Consider the following 17,541-nt stretch of genomic DNA (forward strand, 5'->3'; position numbering starts at 1 on the left):
CCGCATCGCTCGAGCGGGAAGTCTAGTCCGGTTGCAATTTACCGGCAGGTAAATCGAAGCCATCTCAGGCCGGGCCGCCGAGCCGCTCGCGCAGCCGCGCGGCGGTGGCCGCCACGGTGTCGATCTGCTCGACGACCCGCGCCGGCGCGGTGCCGCCCCGCGCGTCCCGGGAGGACACCGAGCCCTCGATCGTCAAAACCTCCCGTACCTGCGGCGTCAGGGCCGGGCTGATGGCGGCCAGTTCGTCGTCGGTCAGCTCGTCGAGCCCGACGGCCCGCTGCTCGGCGGCGCGCACCGCGGCCCCGGCGGCCTCGTGCGCGGACCGGAACGGCACGCCCTGGCGCACCAGCCATTCGGCGATGTCGGTGGCCAGCGTGTAGCCGGCGGGGGCCAGCGCGGCCATCCGCTGCACGTCGAAGGTCAGGCTGCCGACCAGGCCGGCCATCGCGGGCAGCACCAGCTCCAGCTGGGCCACCGCGTCGAACACCGGTTCCTTGTCCTCCTGCAGGTCGCGGTTGTAGGCCAGCGGTTGGGCCTTCAGCGTGGCCAGCAGCCCGGCCAGGTTGCCGATCAGCCGCCCCGACTTGCCGCGGGCCAGCTCGGCGATGTCCGGGTTCTTCTTCTGCGGCATGATCGAGCTGCCGGTGGACCAGGCGTCGTGCAGCTTGACGTAGCCGAACTCCGTCGAGCTCCACAGGATGACGTCCTCGGCCAGCCGGGACAGGTCGACGCCGATCATGGCGAAGACGAACGCGGCCTCGGCGGCGAAGTCCCGGGAGGCGGTGGCGTCGATCGAGTTGTCGGCGGCGCTGGCAAACCCCAGCTCCGCGGCGATCGCGTCCGGGTCCAGGCCCAGCGACGAGCCGGCCAGCGCCCCCGAGCCGTACGGGGACACCGCGGCGCGCTTGTCGAAGTCGACGATGCGGTCGACGTCGCGCAGTAGCGGGTGGGCGTGCGCGAGCAGATGGTGGGCCAGCAGCACCGGCTGCGCGGACTGCAGGTGCGTCTTGCCCGGCATGATGGCCTCGGGGTGGGCGGCGGCCTGGGCGACCAGCGCCCCCACCACGTCCAGCGCCCCGGCCGCGACGCGGCGCACGGCGTCGCGCAGCCACATCCGGAACAGGGTGGCCACCTGGTCGTTGCGCGACCGGCCGGCCCGCAGCCGCCCACCCAGGTCGGGCCCGACGCGGTCGATGAGGCCGCGCTCCAGCGCCGCGTGCACGTCCTCGTCGGTGACCAGCGGGGTGAAGCTGCCGTCGGCCACGTCTTCCGCCAGGCTGTCCAGCCCGGCCAGCAGCCCGTCGCGCTGCTCCTCGGACAGCAGCCCGGCCCGGTACAGGATCACGGTGTGCGCCCGGGAGGCGACGATGTCGTAGGGGGCCAGCACCCAGTCGAAGTGGGTGGACTTGCTCAGGGCGGCCAGCGCGTCGGACGGGCCGTCGGCGAACCGCCCGCCCCACAGCGACCCCTCGCGAGTGCTCACGCGCGCCCCCCTGCGCGCCCTCTTGCGGGAAAGCTCACCGCTGGTCCCGGCGGGAGGCGATCTTCGACGACAGCCCGTGCACGTAGACGAAACCCTTCGCCGCCGACTGGTCGAAGCTGTCGCCCTCGTCGTAGGTGGCCAGGTTGAAGTCGTAGAGCGATTCGGCGCTGCGCCGGCCGTTGACCGCAATGTGGCCGCCGTGCAACACCATTCGGATCTCGCCGGTGACGTGCTCCTGGGTCTTGTCGACGAAGCTTTCCAGCGCAGCCTTCAGCGGCGAATACCACAACCCGTCGTACACCAGCTCGGCCCAGCGCTGATCGGTGTGCCGCTTGAACCGGCCCAGCTCCCGCTCCAGCGTGACGTGCTCGAGCTCGGTGTGCGCGGTGATGAGCACCATGGCGCCGGGCGCCTCGTAGATCTCGCGGCTCTTGATGCCCACCAGCCGGTCCTCCACGACGTCCAGGCGCCCCACCCCCTGGGCACCGGCGCGGGCGTTGAGTTCCTCGATCGCGCCCAGCACCGACACCGGCTTGCCGTCGATGGACACCGGAACCCCGCGCTCGAACCCGACGATCACCTCGTCGGGGGTGCTCCAGTTCAGCGTGGGGTCCTCGGTGTAGGCGTAGACGTCCTTGGTGGGCGCGTTCCAAAGGTGTTCCAGGAAACCGGTTTCCACCGCGCGACCCCACACGTTCTGGTCGATGGAGAACGGCGAGCGTTTGGTCACGTTGATCGGGATGGCGTTCTCCTCGGCGAACGCGATCGCCTTCTCCCGCGTCCACGCGTAATCGCGCACCGGGGCCAGCACCTCGAGATCCGGTGCCAGCGAAGCGAATCCGACCTCGAAGCGGACCTGGTCGTTGCCCTTGCCGGTGCAGCCGTGCGCGACGATGCTGCCGCCGTGCTCGCGGGCCGCGGCCACCAGGTGCTTGACGATCAGCGGCCGGCTGATCGCCGACACCAGCGGGTAGCGGTCCATGTAGAGGGCGTTGTTGCGGATGGTGGGCAGGCAATAGCCCTCGGCGAATTCGTCGCGGGCGTCCACGACGACGGCCTCCACCGCGCCGCAGTCCAGGGCGCGCTGGCGGATGACCTCCATGTCTTCGCCGCCCTGGCCGAGGTCGATCGCCACCGCTACGACCTCACGGCCGGTCTCCTTGCCGATCCAGCTGATGGCCACCGAGGTGTCCAGACCGCCGGAATACGCCAGGATGACGCGTTCTGACATGAACCAATCTCCTTAAGTTGAACCGCTTTAGGTGAGTTTTTCCAATGTGTCGGCCAGCTCCGCGCCCGTCATCGGATCGCGGGCGGCGACGAACACGGTGTCGTCGCCGGCGATGGTGCCGACGACGTACGGTAGCGCCGCCCGGTCGATGGCGCTGGCCAGGTAGTCGGCGGCGCCCGGCGGAGTGCGCAGCACCGCGAGGTTCGCGCTGGCGTCGGCCGAGACCAGCAGCTCGCTCAGCAACCGGGAAAGCCGTGCGGTGCCGCCCGATACGCCGCGCACCGGGCTGCCGTCCTCGGGGACCATGTAGACGCCGACCCCGCCGTCGGCGCCGCGCAGTTTGACCGCGCCCAGCTCCTCGAGGTCGCGCGACAGGGTGGCCTGGGTGACCTCGATGCCCTCGTCGGCCAGCAGCGCCGCCAGCTCGCTCTGGCTGCGCACCTGCGCCGACGACAGGATCGCCACGATGCGGGCCTGCCGGGCGGCCCGGGTGGTTTCGGGGGCGCTCTTCGAGCGGGTCATGACTGCCGCTCCAAAAGCCATGTGAGCAGCGCCTTTTGCGCGTGCAACCGGTTTTCGGCCTCGTCCCAGACGACGCTGGACGGCCCGTCCATCACCTCGTCGGTGATCTCCTCGCCGCGATGGGCCGGAAGGCAGTGCAGCACAATGGCTTCCGGATCCGCGAGGGACACCAGGTCGGCGTTGAGCTGATACGGCCAAAACGGTGTGCGGCGGTCCAGGCCGTCGTCCTCCTGCCCCATCGACGTCCAGGTGTCGGTGACCAGGACGTCGACACCGCGCGCGGCCGCCCGCGCGTCGGTGGTGAGAGTGACCGTGGCGCCGGTGCTTTCGGCGCGCCGCCGCGCCGCCGCCACGAATTCCGGTGCGGGGGTGAAGCCGTCCGGGGCGGCGATGGTGACGTGGATGCCGGCCGTGACCCCGCCCAGCATCAGCGAGTGGGCCATGTTGTTGGCGCCGTCACCGAGGTAGCACATCCGCAGGCCGCTCAGCGACCCCTTGTGCTCGGCGATGGCCTGCAGGTCGGCGAGCACCTGGCAGGGATGGAACTCGTCGGAGAGCGCGTTGATCACCGGCACGGTCGCGGCGCCGGCCATCGCCTCGAGGCGCTGCTGCTCGAACGTCCGCCACACGATGGCCTCGACGTAGCGGGACAGCACCCGGGCGGTGTCCTCCAGCGTCTCGTCGCGGCCCAGCTGGGTGCTGCGGGCGTCGACGACCACGGCGTGCCCGCCGAGCTGGGCGATGCCCACCTCGAACGAGAACCGGGTGCGGGTGGAGTTCTTGTCGAAGAGCACCGCGACCCCGCGCGGGCCCTCCAGCGGGCGCGCGCTGAACGGGTCCTTCTTCAGCTCGGCGGCCAGCGCCAACACCTCGGCCTGCTCGGCCGGCGACAGGTCGTCGTCGCGCAGGAAATGCCGGGGGGTCATGCCGCGGCCCTGTCGAGAATGCCGGGCAGCGCCGCGATGAAGCCGTCGATCTGGGCCTCGGTCACGATCAGCGGCGGAGCCAGCCGGATGACGCCGGGGGCGGCGGCGTTCACCAGGAACCCGGCCTCGCGGGCGGCCGCCTCGGCGTCCTTGGCGCGCGGCGCGGTCAGCACCACCCCGCACAGCAGTCCGCGCCCGCGCACGTGGTCGACCAGCGGATGGCCGAGCCCCTCGATGCCCTGGTGCAGCGACTTGCCCAGCACCTCGGCGTGCCGGACCAGGTTCTCCGAAGCCAGCACCCGCAACACCGCGAGCGCCGCGGCCGCGCACACCGGGTTGCCGCCGAAGGTGCTGCCGTGCAGGCCGGGGGTCAGCAGGTCGGCGGCCGGACCGACGGCCAGGCAGGCGCCGATCGGCAAGCCGCCGCCGAGCCCCTTGGCCAGCGTCACCACGTCGGGGGTGATGCCGTCGTGCTGATGGGCGAAAAACGTTCCGGTGCGGCCCATTCCGGTCTGCACCTCGTCGAGCACCAGCAGCGCGCCGTGCCGTGCGGTGATGTCGCGGGCGGCGGCCAGGTATCCCTCGGGTGGGACGACGACGCCGCTCTCCCCCATGATCGGTTCCAAAAACACCGCGGCGGTGCCGTCGTCGACCGCGGCGGCCAGCGCCTCGGTGTCGCCGTAGGGCACGTGCGTGACGTCGCCGGGCAGCGGCGCGAACGGCGCCTGCTTGCTGGGCTGACCGGTCAGCGCCAGCGAACCCATCGTCCGGCCGTGGAAGGCCTCTTGCGCGGCAACGAGTTTGGTGCGGCCGGTGAGCCGCGACAGCTTGAACGCGACCTCGTTGGCCTCGGTTCCGGAGTTGCAGAAGAACACCCGCGCCGTACCCGCGGATTCGGTGCCGCCGGATTCGTGGCCGGCGCCCAGCAGGGCCACCAGTTCCTCGGCCAGCGCCAGACTCGGTTCGGTGGCATACAGATTCGAGGTGTGGCCCAGCGTCGACAGCTGCTTCGTGACGGCCTCGATGATCGCGGGGTGGCGATGGCCCAGCACGTTGACCGCGATGCCGCCGAGCAGGTCGAGGTAGGTGTTGCCGTCGACGTCGGTGACCACGGCGCCCTCGCCGCTGGCCAGCGCGACCGGCGGGGTGCCGTAGTTGTGCATCATCACGGCCTCCCAGCGCCGCCGCAGCGCGTCCGTGTTTGTCACCATCGCCGATCCCCCTTCCCGAGCGTCACGCTGGGGTGGTTCTCGGCGCCCAATGCCACGCTGGCGTGACGCTCGGCGGCTGGCAAGGCACCCTTCGTCACGAGCTCACCACCTTGGTGCCGGTGCCCGCGTCGGTGAAAAGCTCCACCAGCACACAGTGTTCGACCCGCCCGTCGATGACGTGCGCGCTGGGCACGCCCGCGGACACCGCCCGCAGACACGCCTCGACCTTGGGGATCATGCCCGCCTCCAGCGTGGGTAGCAGTTGGGACAGTGTGGCCGTGTCGATCTCGCTGACCAGCGAATCACGGTTGGGCCAGCTGGTGTACAGGCCCTCGACATCGGTGAGCATCAGCAGCTTCTCGGCGCCCAGGGCTTCGGCCAGCGCCGCCGCCGCGGTGTCGGCGTTGATGTTGTGTACCACCCCTTCGGCGTCCGGGGCCAGCGTCGACACCACCGGAATGCGCCGCGCCGCAATCAAATCCAGCACCGCGGCGGCGTTGACCCGCTCCACGTCGCCCACCAGGCCGATGTCGGTGGTCACGCCGTCCACGGTGACGCTGCGCCGCACGGCGGTGAACAGCTGGGCGTCCTCGCCGGTGATGCCGACCGCGTACGGGCCGTGCGCGTTGATCAGGTTGACCAGTTCGCGGCCGACCTGGCCGAACAGCACCATCCGCGCCACGTCGAGCACTTCCGGTGTGGTGACCCGGAATCCGCCCTTGAAGTCGCCAGGGATGCCCAGCCGGCGCAGCATCGCGGTGATCTGCGGCCCGCCGCCGTGCACGACGACGGGGTGGATGCCGCAGTTGCGCAGGAACGCCATGTCGGCGGCGAAGGCGCGCCGCAGGGTGTCGTCGGTCATGGCGTTGCCGCCGTACTTGATCACGACGATCTTGCCGTGCAGCTGCTTGAGCCAGGGCAGCGCTTCGGCCAGCACCTGCGCCTTGACCGCGGTGGGCAGCGCTTCGGTCGAGGGCGTCATGAGCTGTAGGCCGAATTCTCTTCGACGTAGCCGTGCGACAGGTCGGTGGTGCGGATGGTGGCCCGCCCGTCGCCGAGCCGCAGGTCGACGGTGATGTCGATGTCGGGCCCGGACAGGTCCACCTCCCGCGCGCCGGGTGTGCCGACGCCGTCGGCGAAGACCGCGGAACCGTTGAACGACACCGTCATCCGGTCGGGATCCAGCGCGATCGGCGCGATGCCGACGGCGGCGACCACCCGGCCCCAGTTGGGGTCGGAGCCGAACACCGCCGTCTTGACCAGGCTGTCGCGGGCGATGGTCCGGGCGGCGACGACGGCGTCGTCGTCACTGGCCGCGCCGGTGACGGTGACGTTGACACGTTTGGTGACGCCCTCGGCGTCGGCCTGCAGCTGAGCGCACAGGTCATCGCAGACCCGCAGCACCGCGTGGTCGAGGTCGGCCTGCGCCGGCGTGATCCCGCTGGCCCCGGAGGCCAGCAGCAGCACCGTGTCGTTGGTCGAACACGCGCCGTCGATGTCGAGCCGGTCGAAGGTGGCGGCGGTGGCGCGGCGCAGCGCGGTGTCCAGCGCCACCGGGTCGACGGCCGCGTCGGTGGTGAGCACGCACAGCATGGTGGCCAGCGACGGCGCGATCATGCCCGCGCCCTTGGCCATCCCGCCGACGGTCCAGTTGCCGGGATGGTGCAGCGCAACCTGTTTGGGCACGGTGTCGGTGGTCATGATGGCCTGCGCGGCGTCGTCGCCGCCGGACAGGCCGCCAGCCATGTCCTGCACGATGGTGCGCACCCCGGCGAGCAGCTTGTCCATCGGCAGCCGGTCGCCGATCAGCCCCGTGGAGCACACCGCGACCTCGATGGCGCCGGTCTCGGTGCCCCAGTCCGACAGCGCGGCGGCGACGGCTTCGGCGGTGGCGTGGGCATCCTGGAAGCCGCCCGGCCCGGTGCAGGCGTTGGCGCCGCCCGAGTTCAGGATGACGGCGCGCAACGCGCCCGTGGTCAGCACCTGCTGGCTCCACAGCACCGGGGCGGCCTTGACCTTGTTGCGGGTGAACACGCCGGCGGCGCCGTAGTCGGGTCCCTCGTTGAAGACCAGGGCCAGGTCGCGCTTGCCCGACGCCTTGATCCCCGCGGCGATGCCGGCGGCCCGGAAGCCGGCCGGCGCGGTGACGCCCTGTTCGCGCAGCAGCCGCGCCGCGTTCACCGTCTCGGTCACGGCGCCACCCCGATCACCGAAAGTCCTTGTGTCTCCGGCCAACCCAGCGCCAGGTTCATCGACTGCACGGCCGCCCCGGCGGTTCCCTTGACCAGGTTGTCGATCGCGGCGATCGCCACCAGCACGCCCGCCGCCTCGTCCACCGCCACCGCGATGTGCGCCGCGTTGCTGCCGATCACCGCCCCGGTCCGCGGCAGCTGTCCCTCGGGCATCAGGTAGATGAAAGGCTCTGCGTCATAAGCCTTTTCGTATGCGGCCCGAAGCGCCGACAACGGCGCGGTGGTGCGGGCGGTGCAGGTGGCCAGGATGCCGCGCGAGGTCGGGATCAGCACCGGGGTGAACGACACCGTGACGTCGCGTCCGGACACGGCCGCCAGGCCCTGGGCGATCTCGGGGGTGTGCCGGTGCGCCCCGGCGATGTTGTAGGCCCGCGCCGACCCGATGACCTCCGAGCCCAGCAGGTCGGTCTTGGCGGCGCGACCGGCTCCGGAGGTGCCGCTGACGGCGACCACGGTGACGGCGGGCTCGATCAGGTCCTCGGGCATCGCGGGCAGCAGGGCCAGCAGCGCCGCGGTCGGGTAGCAGCCCGGCACCGCGATCCGGCGGGCGCCGCGCAGCCGCTCGCGCGCCCCGGGCAGCTCCGGGAGCCCGTAGGGCCAACTGCCGGCGTGCGGCGAGCCGTAGAACCGTTCCCAGGCGGCGGCGTCGGTCAGCCGGAAGTCCGCGCCGCAGTCGACGATCAGCGTGTCGGCGCCGAGCTGGTCGGCCAGCGCCGCCGAATGTCCGTGCGGCAACGCCAGAAACACCACGTCGTGGCCGGCCAGCACGGCGGCGTCGGTGGGCTCCAGCACGCGCTGGGCCAACGGCGTCAGGTGCGGGTGATGCTCGCCGAGCGGGCTGCCGGCGCTGGCCGCGGCGGTCACCGCGCCGATCGTCAGCCGCCCCTGGGTGTAAGCCGGGTGCCCGAGCAGCAGGCGTAGGATTTCACCGCCCGCATAGCCGCTGGCACCGGCTACCGCCACCCTCATCACGTCGGCCATTTCGACGATTCTGCATGGTTATGCAGTACTTTGCAAATCCATTCCATCTAGGTGCGTAGCTCGGCGCCGACCGCTTCGGCGGCCCGGCGCACCGCGGCGTCGCGGGCCGCGGTGGCGTCGTCCTCGGTCAGGGTCCGGTCCGGCGCGCGGAACCGCAGCGCGAAGGTCAGCGACTTGCGGTGCTCGCCGAGCTGCGGCCCGGTGAAAACATCGAACAACTGCAGGTCTTCCAACAGGTCCCCGGCGCCCTCACGGACGGCGTCGGCCACCGCCTGGGCCGGCACGTCGGCGGCCACCACCAGGCTGACGTCCTGGAACACCGCCGGGAACGGCGAGACGCGGGGGGCGGGCAGCGTCGCGACGAGGCGTATCGCATCCAGGTCGAGTTCCAGCGCGCAGGTGCCCCTGGGCAGGCCGGCACGTTCGACCACCGCCGGATGCAGCTGGCCGGCGTACCCCACCGGGGTGTCGCCGACGAGCACCTCGGCGCATCGGCCCGGATGCCACGGCAGCTGCTGCGCGGCCCGCAACCGCACGTCCACGCCGGCGGCCCGGGCGATGACGCGCACCGCCTCGAACGCGTCGGCGGCCTCGGCGCGACGGCCCGGCCCCCACGGGCCGCGTTGTTCGCGCAGGCCGGTCAGCACCGCGGCGACGTGCTGGGGTTGCCGCGGCAACGACGCGTCCAGGACCGCGATCTCGGCGTCGGTGGGCCGGCGGTCGACCGGAATGAACTGCACCGCACGGGTTTCCGCCGTCGGCTGCACCACCTGCCCCAGCGCGTAGAGGGAGACGTCGACCAGGCCGCGAGACACGTTGCGCACCAAGGCTTCCAGCAGTGCGGGCAGCAGCGTGGTGGCCAGATGCGGGCGGTCGGCCTCCAGCGGGTTGAGCACCTGGGTGGTGACGCGCCGCGGGTCGTCGTCCGGCAGTCCCCACACGTCGAACACGCCCGCCGGCAGGAACGGAGTGGGCAGAATCTCGATGTAACCGGACTGGGCCAGCGACCGCCCGATGGCGCGGCGGCGGCGCTGCGCGGCGGACAGGCCGCGGCCGGCCGGGGCCGACGGCAGCACCGATCCGATCACCTCGAGGCCCTCCAGCCGCAGCACCTCCTCGACCAGGTCGGCGGGTTGCAGCAGGTCGGGCCGCCAGCTGGGCGGGATCACCGTCAACGTGCCGCCGTCGGCGGTGACCGCGGCGCCGATCTGGACGAGCCGCTTGGCCGCGGTGCCCGGCGGGTAGGTGACCCCGGCGAGGCGGTCGGGCAGGTCGGCGGGCATCTGGATGGCCGGCGGTGACCAGTCGTCGCACGCCGGCTCGCCGCGCCAATCGGTCAACGCCTCCGACACCGTGCCGCCGGCGATGCCGGCGAGCAGCGTGGCGCACCGGTCCAGCGCGGCCACCGAGATCGCCGGATCCACCCCGCGCTCGTAGCGGCGGGCAGCTTCGCTGGGCAGGTGCAACCTGCGCTGGGTGCGCGACACCGCGGCCGGGTCCCACACCGCGGCCTCGAGCAGCACGTCGGTGGAATCGGCGCGCACCTCGGTGCTGGCCGCCCCCATCACGCCGCCGATCGCCGCGGTCGCCGCGTCGTCGACGATCAGGACGTCGACGGGTTCGAGCTTGCGCTCGATGTCGTCGAGGGTGACGACGGTCTCGCCGGGCCGGGCGAAGCGAACGCCGAGCCCGCCGCTGATCCGGTTGCGGTCGTGGGCGTGCATGGGGTGGCCGAGCTCGAGCATCACGTAGTTGGTCACATCGACCGCCGGCGAGGTGGCGCGGATGCCCGACAGCAACAGCCGGCGCTGCAGCCACCACGGCGACACCGCGGCCGGGTCGATGCCGGTGACCGGGCGCAGCGCGAACCGCCGCACCCCGGTGTCGGGCTGCACCGTCAGCGGCCAGGCCTCGCCGTCGACCGGCAGCGGCTTGACATCCGCGGGGTCGACGAATTCCAGGTCGTAGGCGCAGGCGATCTCGCGCGCCAGGCCGCGCAACGACATGCAGTAGCCGCGGTCGGGGGTGATCGCCAGGTGGAAGATCACGTCGTCGAGTCCCAGCACCGCGGCGCCGTCGGCGCCCGGTTCGGCGGTGCCCGGCGGCAGCACCAGGATCCCGGAATGGTCGGCGCCCAGGCCGAGTTCGGCCGCCGAGCAGATCATTCCGTCCGAATTGCGGCCGTAGGTCTTGCGCGCGGCGATGGCGAACCCGCCCGGCAGCGTGGTGCCGGGCAACGCCACCACCACCAGGTCCCCTGCTACGAAATTCCTTGCGCCGCAGACGATTTCACGGTCAACGTCGTCGCCGACGTCGACATGGCAGAACCGGATCGGCTTCTTGAAGCCGGTCAGCTCTTCGATGTCGGTGACCCGGCCGACGGTCAGCGGGCCGTCCACCGGCCCCAACTCGATGACCTCTTCGACCTCGTGGCCGATGCGGATCAGGGTCTGTTCCAGCTCGGCGGGGGCGACGTGCCAGTCCGGGGCCCCGGCGGCCACGACCTCGCGCAACCAGCTGTACGGAACGCGCATCAGGCGCCCACCCCGAACGGCAGCGAGAACCGCACGTCGCCCTCGACCATGTCACGCATGTCCGGAATCCCGTTGCGGAACTGCAGGGTTCGCTCCAGGCCCATTCCGAATGCGAACCCGGAGTAGACGTCCGGGTCGATTCCGGCGGCCCGCAACACATTTGGATGCACCATTCCGCAGCCGCCCCACTCCACCCAGCCGGCGCCGCCCTTCTTGCCGACGAACCACACGTCGACCTCGGCGGACGGTTCGGTGAACGGGAAGAAGTGCGGCCGGATCCGGGTCCGCGCCTGCGGGCCGAATTCTGCTCGCGCGAACGCATCCAGCGTTCCGCGCAGGTGCGCCATGGACAGGCCGCGGTCCACGGCCAGGCCCTCGACCTGGTGGAAGACCGGGGTGTGGGTGGCATCGAGTTCGTCGGTGCGGAAGGTGCGCCCGATCGAGATGACGTAGACCGGCAGCTCGCGGGCGAGCAGCGTGCGCACCTGCACCGGCGAGGTGTGGGTGCGCAACAGCTGCCGGGAACCCTCCGGCGCGATGTAGAAGGTGTCCTGTTCGCTGCGCGCCGGGTGGTCGGCGGGGAAGTTGAGCGCGTCGAAGTTGAACTGCTCGGCTTCCACCTCGGGCCCCTCGGCCAGTTCCCAGCCCATCGCGATGAAGGTGTCGGCGATGTGTTCGGCCAGGATCGTGATGGGATGCCGGGCGCCGACCGGCTGCCGGGTCGACGGCAGGGTGACGTCGATGCGTTCGGCGACCAGCACCGCGGCGTCGCGTTCGGCGCGCAACTCGGCCAGGCGTTCATCGTAGGCCTGCTGGGCCTGCGCGCGTGCGGCGTTGACCCGCCTGCCCGCGTCGGCGCGCTGGTCCTTGGGGACGCCGCCGAGCGCCTGGCGTGCCAGGGCCAGCGGCGCCCGGTCACCGAGGTGCTCGGTCTTCAGGCGCGCCAACGCGTCGAGGTCGCCGGCCCGGGCGAAGGCCTGCCGCGCGGCGCCGACCGCCTCGGCCAACGCTGTTTCCGACAGGTCCACGGGTTGATCACCCACGCGGCGACACTCTCCTTGCTGACGAGGCTCTACGGGCTGCCCGCATCGGCGCCGCGCTGGGTTCGATTCGCCCGGCTCCTCCTCGGTCGCTACGCGAACCGCATCGTCGCCGGGCTGGGCACGATGGTGATTCCGCGCGGCACGGGTCGAGTGCTGATCATAGTGATGCGCTGCGTGCCGCCGCGGCGACGGTCGTCAGCCGGCTACGGCCGGCTGCGGGCCCGTCAGAGGGTCGTCGCCGTCGAGCGGGGTGACCGCCAGGCCGCGGCCGGTGTACGCCTTGGCCGCCGCGTAGGCCGCCGCGGCGCCCAGCAGACCGAACACCGGCGTGGCAGCCATGGTTCCCCAATGGTGGGCCAGCATCAAAAAGCCGAAGCCCGAGGACGCCGCCAGCATCAGGTAGCGCGCCGGCGTCCAGTGGATCGGCTGGCGGAACCGCGCCGACACCAGCACGCCCAGGATCACCGCGACGGTGTGACCGGCATCGGTGAAGTCGCCGCCGACGATCGCCGAGGCGATGCCCGCCGCCACCCACCAGCCGACCCAGGCGGCCCGCCAGCGCGCCGGGATCACCGCCGTCATCGCGCCCAGCACCGCCAGCGCGCCGTAGCTCATCCCCACGTCACTGGCCCGGGTGATCGACACGGGCAGCCAGCCGAACTCGACCGACGCGGCCAGCGCGGCGGCCACCAGCAGCGTCGCGCCGATGTGGCCGACCAAAAACGCCACCACCAGCCGGATGGTGCGCAGGTGCAGCTCCGCCAGCGCCAGCAGACAGGTCAGAAAGGGCAGCCAGAAGTAGAGCGGTCCGGCGTCGACGACCAGCGCGCTGCCCAGCAGCGTGCCCAGGTGGCCGTGCGACAGGTTGTGCAGGTTGGTGCTGGCGCGCTGCACGATGACGTCATGCGCCTGCGGGCCGAGCACCAAGATGGCGCAGCTGATGGCCAGCAGCAGCGCCGCATACCCCACGGTGAATTGGACCCGGGCCAGCCGGGACACGATGCCCCCACTCATTGGCACCCATTATGGCTGCGGTTTCGTCTCGTCCGTGTCATCGGAGGCTGACAACTCCTTAAGAGTCTTGAGGCGATATATCGCCAAGTCGGCGGGCATGCCGGCGGGCTTGGGTCCGAAAACCGGTTTGCGGGTGCGTTTGGCCTCGACGCCCAACGCGTCCAACTCGCTTTGCGGTATGTGGTCCAACGTGGAACTCGACACCATGATTCCACCCTTGGTGGCCCGTTCCATAACCCGTGCGGCGATGTTCACATCCACACCCAGCCAATCCGAGGCCAGCCGCTGCGGGCGGCCGGTGTGGATGCCGACCCGCATCCGCGGTGTATAGCCGGCCACCTCGACCGATCTCAGCGCCTCCTTGGCGGCCAGCACGGCCCGCACGGCGACGGTCGGATCGCCGAACACGGCCATCAGCCCGTCGCCCATGCGCTTGACGATGTGCCCGCCGGCGTCCAGCAGCGGTGGTTCGACGGCGCGGGCCACCTGGCGCAGCAGCGCCAGGGCGGCGTCGTCGCCCGCCTGCAACGACCAGGTGGAGAACCCGACCAGGTCGGTGAAGACCAACGTCACCTCCGGATTGGCCGGACGCCGCGAGATGCCCTCGGTCAGCGCCTGCCACACCTGCAGCACCCCGAGGCTGACCTCACGCGACACCGCGTCGCGGTCCCCCAGCAGCCGGTCGGCCGCGCGGGCCGCGGCGCGCGGGCCGCCGTCGCCGGCGGTGGACAGCGGATCGCCGAAGTCGGGGTCGCCCGGCAGCAACCGGCGCGCACGCCGAACCAGGGCCACCGCCCCGGGGCTGTGGTTTCGGTTGTGCAGCCACTGGGTCGCGTTGTGCACCGACAGTGCGGTGCGTCGCGAAGCCGACTGCGCCGCCGCGGATTCCTCGGGCTCGCCCGGATCCAGATCGCGACGCGCGAGTTCCACCTGGCCAGGTTATTTGCTTTCGTCGACGCCAGGCAACGACGGCCGCGTCGCATGTGTCGCAGCTCGCATTCGCACGGGGTTGATCACGGGCCTCGATCACGGAGGCGGCACACCGGCGTGGAACCCCGATAACACTCCCCGGACACGGCACCGAAATCGTAGACAACACGCGTTGTCAAAAGTTATCGTGACCGCAACTGGCGCAGGAGGCCGCGATGACTGGCAGATCGACCACAGCCGCTGATCCGCTCGGACCAGATTCCCTGACCTGGAAGTACTTTGGCGATCTGCGCACCGGAATGATGGGCGTGTGGATCGGCGCCATCCAGAACATGTATCCCGAACTCGGCGCCGGCGTGCAAGAGCATTCGATCCTGCTGCGCGAGCCGCTGCAACGGGTGGCCCGGTCGGTCTACCCGATCATGGGTGTGGTCTACGACGGCGACCGGGCGCCGCAGACCGGCCGGCAGATCACCAGCTACCACCACACCATCAAGGGGACCGACGCCTCGGGGCGCCGGTACCACGCGCTCAACCCGGACACCTTCTACTGGGCGCACGCCACGTTTTTCATGCTCATCATCAAGGTGGCCGAGTACTTCTGCGGCGGCCTGACGGAGGCCGAGAAGCGGCAGCTGTTCGACGAGCACGTGCAGTGGTACCGGATGTACGGGATGAGCATGCGTCCGGTGCCCAAGTCGTGGGAGGAATTCCAGGAGTACTGGGAGCGCACCGGCCGCGAGGTCCTCGAGATCAACCAGGCGACGCTGGACATCTTCCGAATGCGCATCCCCAAACCGAAGTTCGTGTTGATGCCGACCCCGCTGTGGGACCAGCTGTTCCGGCCGCTGGTGGCCGGCCAGCGCTGGATCGCGGCCGGGTTGTTCGAGCCCGCGGTGCGCGAGAAGGCCGGCATGCACTGGACGCCGGGCGACGAGGTGCTGTTGCGCCTGTTCGGCAAGATCGTCGAACTGGCCTTCCTGGCGGTGCCCGACGAGATCCGGCTGCACCCGCGGGCGCTGGCCGCCTACCGGCGCGAACAGGGACGGCTGCCCAGCGACGCGCCGCTGGTGGAGGCCCCGCCGTTCATGGCGCCGCCGCGGGACCGGCGCGGACTGCCGATGCACTACTTTCCGCCGCCGCCCAGGTTGCCGTTCGACCCGGCCCTGCAGCCCGCGCGGGCGCTGATGGAACGCGCCGGATCGCTGGTGCACACCACGTTGTCGCTGGCCGGCCTGCGCGCCGGGCGGGGCCGGCCGAAACGACCGGTCAGGGCCGCATGAACAGCTCCAGCGCCCGCGCGCTCTGGTAGAGGCAGATCGCCGCGGCCGAGGCCACGTTCAGGCTCTCCGCGCCGCCGACCATCGGGATGCGCACCCGGTGATCGGCCGCCGCCGCGACTTCGCTTGGCAGACCGTGTGATTCGGGGCCGAACAGCCAGGCCGTCGGCTTGGCCAGCAGTTCACCCGCCCGATCCAGGCGCACCTCGCCGTCCACGGTGGTGGCCAGCAGCTGCAGGCCGGCCTCGCGCACCGCGGCGACGGCCTCGCGCAGGTCCGGCGCGGCGGCCACCGGGACGGAGAAGATGCTGCCGGCCGATGCGCGCAGGCATTTGCCGTTGTACGGGTCGACGCTGTGGCCGGCCAGCAGCACGCCGGCCGCGCCCATGGCGTCGGCCAGCCGAATCAGGGTGCCGGCGTTGCCCGGCTCGCTGATCTGGACCGCGACCGCGATGAGCCGCGGCGACCCGGCCAGCACGTCGCGCAGGCCGGTGGCCGGCAGGTCGCACACCGCGACCAGCCCGGCCGGGGTGACGGTGTCGGAGAGCGCCTTGGCGGCGCGCTCGGTGATCAGATGGACCGGGCAGTCCAGCGCCGCCAGCAGCGGCGCATACCGCTGCTGCGCGGCTTCGGTGACGAAGACGTCGCGGACCAGGCCGCGGCCCGCGGCCGCCTCGACCAGGTTGGGGCCCTCGGCCAGGAACCGGGCGGCCCGGCGCCGGCCGGCGTGGCGGTGCAGTTTGGCCGCCGCGGCGACCCTGCCCGAACGTTCGGTCAGCACCCTGCGGCGTCCCCGTCGTCGCCGGGTCGGTTAGGCCGCTTCTCCGGAGTCCGACGGGGCGTTGACGTCCTCGGGCAGCGCCGCCCGGGCGACGTCGACCAGCGCGGTGAAGGCGGCCGGGTCGGCGATCGCGATGTCGGCGAGGTTCTTGCGGTCCACCTCCACGCCGGCGGCCTTGAGGCCCTGGATCAGCCGGTTGTAGGTGATGTCGTTGGCGCGCGCCGCGGCGTTGATCCGCGAGATCCACAGCTTGCGGAACTCGCCCTTGCGCGCGCGACGGTCGCGGTAGGCGTAGTTCAGCGAATGCAGTTGCTGCTCTTTGGCTTTGCGGTAGAGCCGGGATCGCTGGCCGCGATAGCCCTTCGAGGCCTTCAGGATGCTGCGCCTCTTCTTGTGGGCGTTGACCGCCCGCTTCACGCGTGCCATGGGATGTTCCTACTCTCGTTCAAACGTCATTCGGTCGGAGGTGCCGTGCCAGCTCGCGGACGGGTCTGGCCGGCGCGGGGGTCAGCCGTTCAGCAGGCTGTTGACCCGCTTGGTGTCGTTGGCCGACACCGTGGTGCGGCCTTCCAGCCGCCGCGTGCGGGTGGTCGGCTTGTGTTCGAGCAGATGCCGGCGGTTGGTCTTCTGCCGGACGATCTTGCCGGTTCCGGTGCGCCGGAACCGCTTTGAAGCCCCGCTGTGGGTCTTGGCTTTGGGCATGTTTCCTCTGTTCGGTAAGGACTGTCGTGGTCGGGCGGTGGGTCAGCTCGACGAGGGTTCGGCGTCCGCGGCCGCATCGGAGTCCGATGCCGCGCCGCCGGGCCCCTCGGGATGCCGCGCCCTGGCGCGAGTCTTCGCGCCGCGATGCGGTGCCAGCACCATCGTCATGTTGCGGCCGTCCTGCTTGGCGGACGTCTCGACGAAACCGTATTCGGCGACGTCGGCGCCCAGCCGCTGCAGCAATCGGTAGCCCAGCTCGGGCCGCGACTGCTCACGTCCGCGGAACATGATGGTCACCTTCACCTTCGATCCCGCTTCCAGGAAGCGGATGACGTGACCCTTTTTGGTCTCGTAGTCGTGATCGTCGATCTTGGGTCGCAGCTTTTGTTCCTTGACGACGGTCTGCTGCTGGTTCCGGCGGGATTCGCGCGCCTTTTGCGCCGCTTCGTATTTGAACTTGCCGTAGTCCATGATCTTGCAGACCGGTGGTCTGGCGTTCGGGGCGACTTCGACAAGGTCGAGATCGGCGTCCGCGGCGACGCGCAGTGCGTCTTCGATGCGCACTATGCCTACCTGCTCTCCCCCTGGGCCGATCAACCGGACTTCAGGTACGCGGATGCGCTCGTTGACGCGGGTCTCAGTGCTGATGGG

At 71.2% G+C, this 17,541-nt stretch carries 16 protein-coding genes and 1 pseudogene; 1 reads left to right on the forward strand and 16 read right to left on the reverse strand.

Annotated elements, in window-relative coordinates; genetic code table 11:
* Positions 1–64: 64 nt before the first annotated feature.
* The 12 genes and pseudogenes from argH to NF20_RS08025 all read right to left on the reverse strand — a co-directional run bounded on the left by argH (position 65) and on the right by NF20_RS08025 (position 14,127).
* Entirely contained in the window at positions 65–1,483 is a 1,419-nt protein-coding gene (argH, locus tag NF20_RS07970) for an argininosuccinate lyase (RefSeq protein ID WP_011725264.1), read from the reverse strand.
* Between the two features lie 34 nt (positions 1,484–1,517).
* The gene (locus NF20_RS07975) at positions 1,518–2,714 is read right to left on the reverse strand and encodes an argininosuccinate synthase (protein ID WP_009977300.1); all 1,197 of its coding nucleotides are present in this window, start codon (positions 2,712–2,714) and stop codon (positions 1,518–1,520) included.
* Positions 2,715–2,741: 27 nt separating this feature from the next.
* Complete coding sequence (locus NF20_RS07980; RefSeq protein WP_011725265.1) at positions 2,742–3,236, reverse strand: arginine repressor; 495 nt, start codon at positions 3,234–3,236, stop codon at positions 2,742–2,744.
* Positions 3,233–4,162, reverse strand: a complete 930-nt coding sequence (gene argF / locus NF20_RS07985) for an ornithine carbamoyltransferase (RefSeq protein ID WP_003876279.1) — start codon at positions 4,160–4,162, stop codon at positions 3,233–3,235. The genes NF20_RS07980 and argF overlap by 4 nt, the downstream gene beginning before the upstream one ends.
* On the reverse strand, positions 4,159–5,373 hold the full coding sequence (locus NF20_RS07990; protein ID WP_033711516.1) for an acetylornithine transaminase: 1,215 nt from the start codon (positions 5,371–5,373) through the stop codon (positions 4,159–4,161). The genes argF and NF20_RS07990 overlap by 4 nt, the downstream gene beginning before the upstream one ends.
* A gap of 94 nt (positions 5,374–5,467) precedes the next feature.
* The gene (gene argB, locus NF20_RS07995; RefSeq protein ID WP_011725268.1) at positions 5,468–6,355 is read right to left on the reverse strand and encodes an acetylglutamate kinase; all 888 of its coding nucleotides are present in this window, start codon (positions 6,353–6,355) and stop codon (positions 5,468–5,470) included.
* Entirely contained in the window at positions 6,352–7,566 is a 1,215-nt protein-coding gene (gene argJ / locus NF20_RS08000; RefSeq protein WP_033711514.1) for a bifunctional glutamate N-acetyltransferase/amino-acid acetyltransferase ArgJ, read from the reverse strand. Before argJ ends, argB begins: the two co-directional genes overlap by 4 nt.
* Positions 7,563–8,622: pseudogene (gene argC / locus NF20_RS08005) on the reverse strand (N-acetyl-gamma-glutamyl-phosphate reductase). The gene argJ and the pseudogene argC overlap by 4 nt, the downstream one beginning before the upstream one ends.
* Before the next feature lie 31 nt (positions 8,623–8,653).
* The gene (gene pheT / locus NF20_RS08010) at positions 8,654–11,140 is read right to left on the reverse strand and encodes a phenylalanine--tRNA ligase subunit beta (RefSeq protein WP_033711511.1); all 2,487 of its coding nucleotides are present in this window, start codon (positions 11,138–11,140) and stop codon (positions 8,654–8,656) included.
* The gene (pheS, locus tag NF20_RS08015; RefSeq protein WP_023861752.1) at positions 11,140–12,183 is read right to left on the reverse strand and encodes a phenylalanine--tRNA ligase subunit alpha; all 1,044 of its coding nucleotides are present in this window, start codon (positions 12,181–12,183) and stop codon (positions 11,140–11,142) included. Before pheS ends, pheT begins: the two co-directional genes overlap by 1 nt.
* A 195-nt stretch (positions 12,184–12,378) precedes the next feature.
* Positions 12,379–13,197 carry a rhomboid-like protein gene (locus NF20_RS08020; RefSeq protein WP_033711510.1) on the reverse strand — a complete coding sequence of 273 codons (819 nt, stop codon included), beginning with the start codon at positions 13,195–13,197 and terminating at the stop codon, positions 12,379–12,381.
* A gap of 9 nt (positions 13,198–13,206) precedes the next feature.
* On the reverse strand, positions 13,207–14,127 hold the full coding sequence (locus NF20_RS08025) for an adenylate/guanylate cyclase domain-containing protein (protein ID WP_003876271.1): 921 nt from the start codon (positions 14,125–14,127) through the stop codon (positions 13,207–13,209).
* Positions 14,128–14,342: 215 nt separating this feature from the next.
* On the opposite strand from NF20_RS08025, the gene NF20_RS08030 reads away from it, so the two are divergent.
* A complete protein-coding gene (locus NF20_RS08030; protein WP_009977310.1) occupies positions 14,343–15,410 on the forward strand; it encodes an oxygenase MpaB family protein in 1,068 nt (355 codons plus the stop codon).
* Here NF20_RS08030 and NF20_RS08035 read toward each other — a convergent pair.
* The 4 genes from NF20_RS08035 to infC all read right to left on the reverse strand — a co-directional run bounded on the left by NF20_RS08035 (position 15,397) and on the right by infC (position 17,538).
* Positions 15,397–16,188: a TrmH family RNA methyltransferase gene (locus NF20_RS08035; protein WP_033711509.1), complete on the reverse strand. Its 792-nt coding sequence runs from the start codon at positions 16,186–16,188 to the stop codon at positions 15,397–15,399. The two genes, NF20_RS08030 and NF20_RS08035, sit on opposite strands and share 14 nt — an antisense overlap.
* A gap of 30 nt (positions 16,189–16,218) precedes the next feature.
* Entirely contained in the window at positions 16,219–16,614 is a 396-nt protein-coding gene (gene rplT / locus NF20_RS08040) for a 50S ribosomal protein L20 (RefSeq protein ID WP_003876268.1), read from the reverse strand.
* Between the two features lie 81 nt (positions 16,615–16,695).
* Positions 16,696–16,890 carry a 50S ribosomal protein L35 gene (rpmI, locus tag NF20_RS08045; protein ID WP_003876267.1) on the reverse strand — a complete coding sequence of 65 codons (195 nt, stop codon included), beginning with the start codon at positions 16,888–16,890 and terminating at the stop codon, positions 16,696–16,698.
* 42 nt (positions 16,891–16,932) lie between these two features.
* Positions 16,933–17,538 (reverse strand): translation initiation factor IF-3, encoded by a 606-nt coding sequence (infC, locus tag NF20_RS08050; protein ID WP_075362228.1) that lies wholly within the window; start codon positions 17,536–17,538, stop codon positions 16,933–16,935.
* Positions 17,539–17,541: the final 3 nt, after the last annotated feature.

It is taken from the genome of Mycobacterium sp. MAC_080597_8934 (assembly GCF_000523975.1).
Taxonomy (GTDB): Bacteria; Actinomycetota; Actinomycetes; order Mycobacteriales; family Mycobacteriaceae; genus Mycobacterium; species Mycobacterium avium.